This window comes from Paracidovorax cattleyae, assembly GCF_900104515.1.
Taxonomy (GTDB): Bacteria; Pseudomonadota; Gammaproteobacteria; order Burkholderiales; family Burkholderiaceae_C; genus Paracidovorax; species Paracidovorax cattleyae.
In genome coordinates, this window is record NZ_FNJL01000037.1 from 39,906 (window position 1) to 45,974 (window position 6,069).

General features: G+C 63.3%; 5 protein-coding genes. All 5 read left to right on the forward strand.

The features are described 5' to 3' along the window. Positions 1-17 precede the first annotated feature (17 nt). The 5 genes from hflK to BLR05_RS22500 all read left to right on the forward strand — a co-directional run bounded on the left by hflK (position 18) and on the right by BLR05_RS22500 (position 5,619). Positions 18-1,382, forward strand: coding sequence for an FtsH protease activity modulator HflK (gene hflK / locus BLR05_RS22480; protein ID WP_092839210.1), 1,365 nt, complete (start codon positions 18-20; stop codon positions 1,380-1,382). Between the two features lie 18 nt (positions 1,383-1,400). After that, complete coding sequence (gene hflC / locus BLR05_RS22485; RefSeq protein WP_013593917.1) at positions 1,401-2,300, forward strand: protease modulator HflC; 900 nt, start codon at positions 1,401-1,403, stop codon at positions 2,298-2,300. A gap of 178 nt (positions 2,301-2,478) precedes the next feature. Continuing rightward, on the forward strand, positions 2,479-3,633 hold the full coding sequence (locus BLR05_RS22490; RefSeq protein ID WP_092839213.1) for an ATP phosphoribosyltransferase regulatory subunit: 1,155 nt from the start codon (positions 2,479-2,481) through the stop codon (positions 3,631-3,633). Positions 3,634-3,660: 27 nt separating this feature from the next. Beyond that, on the forward strand, positions 3,661-5,040 hold the full coding sequence (locus BLR05_RS22495; protein WP_092839216.1) for an adenylosuccinate synthase: 1,380 nt from the start codon (positions 3,661-3,663) through the stop codon (positions 5,038-5,040). Positions 5,041-5,094: 54 nt separating this feature from the next. Continuing rightward, positions 5,095-5,619 carry a phosphoribosyltransferase gene (locus BLR05_RS22500; protein WP_092839219.1) on the forward strand — a complete coding sequence of 175 codons (525 nt, stop codon included), beginning with the start codon at positions 5,095-5,097 and terminating at the stop codon, positions 5,617-5,619. The last annotated feature ends 450 nt before the right edge of the window (positions 5,620-6,069 follow it).

The following is a 6,069-nucleotide window of genomic DNA, read 5'->3' on the forward strand; positions in this document are numbered from 1 at the left end:
AACCAGAGATCTATCGCATGAATCATCCTTTCAGAGCCTGGCGTCCGGCATCGCTGCCCGGGCGGATCCGGGGCATGTTCAATCTGAATGATCCCCGCTGGGGCCGCGGCGATGACAAGGCTGATGGTGCGAACCGCCCGGATTCCGATCGTCCGAACCCTCCACCCGGGGGGAACCGGGGCCGGGATCCCCAGGGCCAGCCGCCCGACCTGGACGAACTGTGGCGCGACCTCAACCGCAAGCTCGGAGGCCTCTTCGGCGGGCGCAACGGCGGCGGGCGCGGTCCTGGCAACGGATCGGGCGGTGGATTCCAGCCCGACATGAAGAATACCGGCGTGGGCGTGGGCCTGATCGCCGCGGTGGCCGTGCTGATCTGGCTCGGCTCCGGCTTCTTCATCGTCCAGGAAGGGCAGCAGGCCGTCATCACCCAGTTCGGCAAGTACAAGACCACGGTCAACGCCGGCTTCAACTGGCGCCTGCCGTACCCCATCCAGCGGCATGAACTGGTGTTCGTCACCCAGATCCGCTCCGCCGACGTCGGCCGGGACAGCATCATCAAGAGCACCGGCCTGCGCGAGTCGGCCATGCTCACCGAAGACGAGAACATCGTCGAAATCAAGTTCGCCGTCCAGTATCGCCTGAACGACGCCCGGGCCTGGCTGTTCGAAAGCCGCAACCCCGGTGAAGCCGTGATTCAGGTGGCCGAGACGGCCGTGCGAGAGATCGTCGGCAAGATGCGCATGGATACCGCGCTGGCCGAGGAGCGCGACCAGATCGCCCCCCGCGTCCGCACCCTCATGCAGACCATCCTGGACCGCTACAAGATCGGCGTCGAGGTGGTCGGCATCAACCTGCAGCAGGGCGGCGTGCGCCCGCCCGAGCAGGTGCAGGCCGCGTTCGACGACGTACTGAAGGCCGGTCAGGAGCGCGAGCGCGCGAAGAACGAAGCCCAGGCCTACGCCAACGATGTGATCCCCCGTGCGGTCGGGTCTGCTTCCCGGCTCACCGAGGAAGCCGCTGCCTACAAGGCGCGGATCGTCGCCCAGGCGCAGGGCGATGCCCAGCGCTTCAGCTCCGTGCTCACCGAGTACCAGAAGGCGCCGCAGGTCACCCGTGACCGCATGTATCTCGAAGCCATGCAGCAGATTTACTCTAACGTCACCAAGGTGCTGGTGGACTCGCGCCAGGGCTCGAACCTGCTCTACCTCCCGCTGGACAAGATCATGCAGAACGTCTCGCAGGGCGGCGCTGCGGCGGCAACCGCCCCGGAAGCTCCTCCGGCGTCGTCGTCGTCGTCCATACCTTCCAGTACCACCCAGGCATTTCCCATCGATTCCCGCGCGCGCGACACCAGCCGCACCCGGGACCGTGACGCCCGCTAGCCCGAGGGAGAGACAGTCGTGAACAGAGTCGGATTCATCGTTTCCTCCCTGCTGGTGGTGCTTGCCCTGCTCAGCTCCACGTTGTTCGTCGTGGACCAGCGCCAGTTCGGCGTGGTCTACCAGCTCGGGCAGATCAAGGAAGTCATCACCGAGCCGGGCCTCAACTTCAAGCTGCCCCCGCCGTTCCAGAACGTGCGCTACATCGACAAGCGGCTGCTCACGCTCGACAGTACCGACACCGAGTCCATGCTGACTGCCGAGAAGCAGCGGGTGGTAATCGACTGGTACGTGCGCTGGCGCATTTCCGATCCTTCGGAATACATCCGCAATGTCGGCCTCGACGAGAATGCCGGCGCGCTGCAGCTCAACCGGGTCGTGCGCAACGCCTTCCAGGAAGAGATCAACCGCCGCACCGTCAAGGAACTGCTGTCCGCGAAGCGCGATGCGCTCATGTCGGACGTGAAGAAGGAAGTCCTGGAGGTCGTCAAGGGCAGCAAGCCCTGGGGTGTGGATGTCGTCGATGTCCGCATCACCCGCGTGGATTACGTCGAGGCCATCACCGAGTCGGTCTATCGCCGCATGGAAGCCGAACGCAAGCGCGTGGCGAACGAACTCCGCTCCACCGGCGCAGCCGAAGGCGAGAAAATCCGCGCCGACGCCGACAGGCAGCGTGAGATCACCATCGCCAACGCCTACCGTGATGCCCAGAAGCTGAAGGGGGAGGGTGATGCCGAGGCTGCGCGCATCTATGCGGATGCGTTCGGGCGCGATGCGCAGTTTGCCCAGTTCTACCGGAGCCTCGAAGCCTACAAGTCGAGCTTCAGCAAGAAGAGCGACGTGGTGGTGGTTGATCCGTCATCCAGCGAATTCTTCAAGAACTTCCGCGGAAACGCGGCGTCCCCCGCTCCCCGCAACTGAGTCATTCCGATCAGGAGGGCCGGCCGCTGCGTGCCAGTGCCTCCAGCTGCCCAGGCTGACAAAAAACGGGCGATCCCATCGCCCCGTCACGCCTGCGCCGCACTCCGCGCGTCCTCTGCGAGACGGCCGTGCCGACAGTGACCGGTAGAATTGCATTTTTAACAGACCCCCCCTTCCCATGTCCGCTTGGGTCCTGCCGGATCACATTGCCGATGTCCTGCCTTCGGAGGCCCGGCACATCGAAGAACTGCGTCGAGGCCTCATCGACACTGCCCGGGGCTATGGCTATGAACTGGTCATGCCCCCGATGCTGGAGCACCTGGAATCCCTGCTGTCCGGAACGGGCGAGGCGCTGGACCTCCAGACATTCAAGCTGGTGGACCAGTTGTCCGGTCGCTCCATCGGCCTGCGTGCCGACATGACCCAGCAGGTCGCGCGGATCGACGCCCACCTGCTGAACCGCTCCGGTGTCACGCGCCTGTGCTACTGCGGCCCCGTGCTGCACACCCGGCCGGACCGTCCTCGCGCGACCCGCGAACCCCTGCAATTCGGAGCGGAAATCTATGGTCACTCCGGCATGGAGGCAGACCTGGAGTCCGTGCTGCTGGCACTCGACTGCCTGCATCTCGCGGGTGTCGAGGGCGTCAGCGTCGATCTGTCCGATGCCCGCATCGTCCGCACGCTGCTGGAACCCATCGCCGCTGATGCCGCCACGGTCCGGAGAATCTACGCGGCACTCGCCGCCAAGGACGCCTCCGAGCTGTCGCAGGCGTCGGCCGGGCTGCCGTCCGATACCCGGCATGCGCTGTCGGCCGTGCTGGAGCTCTATGGCGATGCCCGCGTCCTGGACGAGGCCCGGACCGCGCTCAGCGGCGTGGCCGGTGTCGAAGAGGTGCTCGCCAACCTGAAATCCATCGCCGCGCACCTCGAGGGCCGCGCGGTGTCGTTCGACCTCGCCGATCTCCGCGGCTATTCCTATTACAGCGGCGCCCGCTTCACCATCTACGCCCGCAACGCGACGGATGCGGTGGTGCGGGGAGGGCGCTATGACGAAGTGGGCGCAGCCTTCGGCAGGACCCGGCCTGCCGCGGGCTTCAGCCTCGATATCAAGCAGTTGGTCGGCATCGTGCCCCCGCGGACGCTGAAAGCGGCGATCAAGGCCCCCTGGGCTGCCACGCCGGACGCCCACCGCTTCATTGCACAGCTCCGCAGCGCGGGCGAAACCGTGGTCTGCGTATTGCCGGGCCATGAAAGCGAAGTGCAGGAATTCCAGTGCGACCGTGAACTGGTGCTCGAGCAGGGACAGTGGGCGGTGCGGCCTCTTCCATATTGATGAACATTGAATCCAGGCAGGTTTGACATGCAAGCAGCGATCAAAGGGCGAAACGTCGTCGTGGTGGGTACCCAGTGGGGTGACGAAGGCAAGGGCAAGCTCGTGGACTGGCTCACCGAAAGCGCCCAGGGCGTGGTGCGCTTCCAGGGCGGGCACAACGCAGGCCACACCCTCGTCATCAACGGCGTGAAGACCGCCCTGCACCTCATCCCGAGCGGCATCATGCGGCGCGGGGTCAAGTGCTACATCGGCAATGGCGTCGTGCTCTCGGCGGCCAAGCTGTTCGAGGAGATCGAAGGCCTGGAGAAGGCCGGGGTGGAAGTGCGTTCCCGCCTGCGCATCAGCGAGGCATGCCCGCTGATCCTGCCGTTCCATGCCGCACTGGACGTTGCCCGCGAGGCCGCACGTGAACATGGCGGCAGCGAGAAGATCGGCACGACCGGCCGTGGCATCGGCCCCGCCTATGAAGACAAGGTGGCCCGGCGTGCCCTCCGCGTCCAGGATCTCAAGCACCCAGAGCGCTTTGCCGCGAAGCTCAAGGAACTGCTGGCGCTCCACAACCATGTGCTGAAGTCATTCCTCCACTCCGAATCCTTCCAGTTCGGCAGCACGCTGCAGCCCTACCTGAAGGATGGAGAGGTGCAGTTCGATGCGGTATATCAGGAGGCAATGCGCCACGCCGAACTGCTCAAGCCCATGATCGCCGACGTATCGCGCGAACTGAACGAGGCCCACAAGGCGGGAGCCAACCTTCTGTTCGAAGGTGCGCAAGGCACGCTGCTGGATGTGGACCATGGCACTTATCCCTATGTGACTTCCAGCAATTGCGTTGCCGGCAACGCGGCGGCGGGATCCGGCGTGGGGCCTGGCATGCTGCACTACGTGCTGGGCATCACCAAGGCCTATTGCACCCGGGTGGGCGGCGGACCGTTCCCGACCGAACTGGAATGGGAAAAGCCGGGCACTCCCGGCTACCACATGAGCACCATCGGAGCGGAGAAAGGCGTGACCACCGGTCGCAGCCGCCGCTGCGGCTGGTTCGATGCTGCATTGCTCAAGAGAAGCGCCCAGGTGAACGGCCTGACGGGTCTGTGCATCACCAAGCTGGATGTGCTGGACGGCCTGGATGAGTTGAAGCTCTGCGTCGGTTATGACCTTGACGGCGAGCGCATCGACATCCTGCCCATGGGGGCAGAGGAAATTGCCCGCTGCGTGCCCGTGTACGAAACCCTGGCGGGCTGGAGCGACTCCACTGTCGGCGTGACCCAATACGCATCGCTTCCTGCCAATGCGCGCCGCTATCTGGAGCGCATCGCCGAAGTCACTGCCGTGCCCATCGCCATGATCTCCACGAGTCCTGACCGGGACCATACGATCATGATGCAGCATCCCTACGCCGCGCAGTAAGCGCGGTTCGGCACATCCGTTTTTCCTGAAAGCGCCCTCCGGAGCCCCCCACCCATGTTGACTGAAGACGGCAAGCACCTCTATGTGAGCTACGACGAGTACCACGGCCTGACCGAAAAGCTGGCCCTGAAGGTGCACCAGTCCGGCTGGCAATTCGACACCATTCTTTGCCTGGCGCGTGGCGGGCTGCGGCCGGGCGACATCCTGAGCCGCATCTTCGACAAGCCGCTGGCCATCATGTCCACCAGTTCCTACCGCGCAGAGGCCGGGACGGTGCAGGGCCATCTCGACATCGCGCGGTTCATCACCACGCCCAAGGGCGAAATTGCGGGTCGCGTGCTCCTCGTCGATGATCTGGCGGATTCCGGCCACACCTTGAACGCCGTCATCTCGCTCCTGAAGTCCAATTACGCTCCGATCACGGAACTGCGCAGCGCGGTCATCTGGACGAAGGCGATGTCCACCTTCACGCCCGACTACTCCGTGGAGTTCCTGCCCACCAATCCGTGGATCCATCAGCCGTTCGAGGGGTACGACCACCTCACTCCGGAAAAATTGATGGAAAAATGGACGCTGTGAGCAAAAAACTGTGTACACTAGCGGGCTTCGCTACTGAAGATTGCTGTGAGTCCTGAGGGGTTTGCGGTGGATGTAGGTGGCGAGAGAGGTGGAAGAGAAAAGTTGTGCTGAGAGTTGCGCTGGTGATAAAAGCTGGTGTAGAATTCGAGGCTTCGCTGATCTGAGGTGCTGCAAGAGATTGCGGTGGTTGAGGTTGGTGGGTGGTTGGAAGCTGAAAGGCAAATAACCACAGAGTTTGACAGGACTTTAAAAAACCTGTTAGAATTCAAGGCTCCGCTGATTGCAGCGAGTCGAGAAGAAAAGAGAAAATCTGATCTTCTGGTTCCTTAAAAATATACAGCCGATAAGCGTGGGCGTTTGATGGCGAGTGCCAAGTTCTTCGGAACTAGTGCTTAGCACTACAAACGCTCATGAGAATAGAAGTGAAGTTCACTTCAATTCCGTTTTTAT

Coding starts and splice junctions, on each gene's coding strand:
- hflK (WP_092839210.1), top strand. CDS start 18: ATGAATCATCCTTTCAGAGCCTGGCGTCCGGCATCGCTGCCCGGGCGG.
- BLR05_RS22490 (WP_092839213.1), top strand. CDS start 2,479: ATGTCCGCTTGGGTCCTGCCGGATCACATTGCCGATGTCCTGCCTTCG.
- BLR05_RS22495 (WP_092839216.1), top strand. CDS start 3,661: ATGCAAGCAGCGATCAAAGGGCGAAACGTCGTCGTGGTGGGTACCCAG.
- BLR05_RS22500 (WP_092839219.1), top strand. CDS start 5,095: ATGTTGACTGAAGACGGCAAGCACCTCTATGTGAGCTACGACGAGTAC.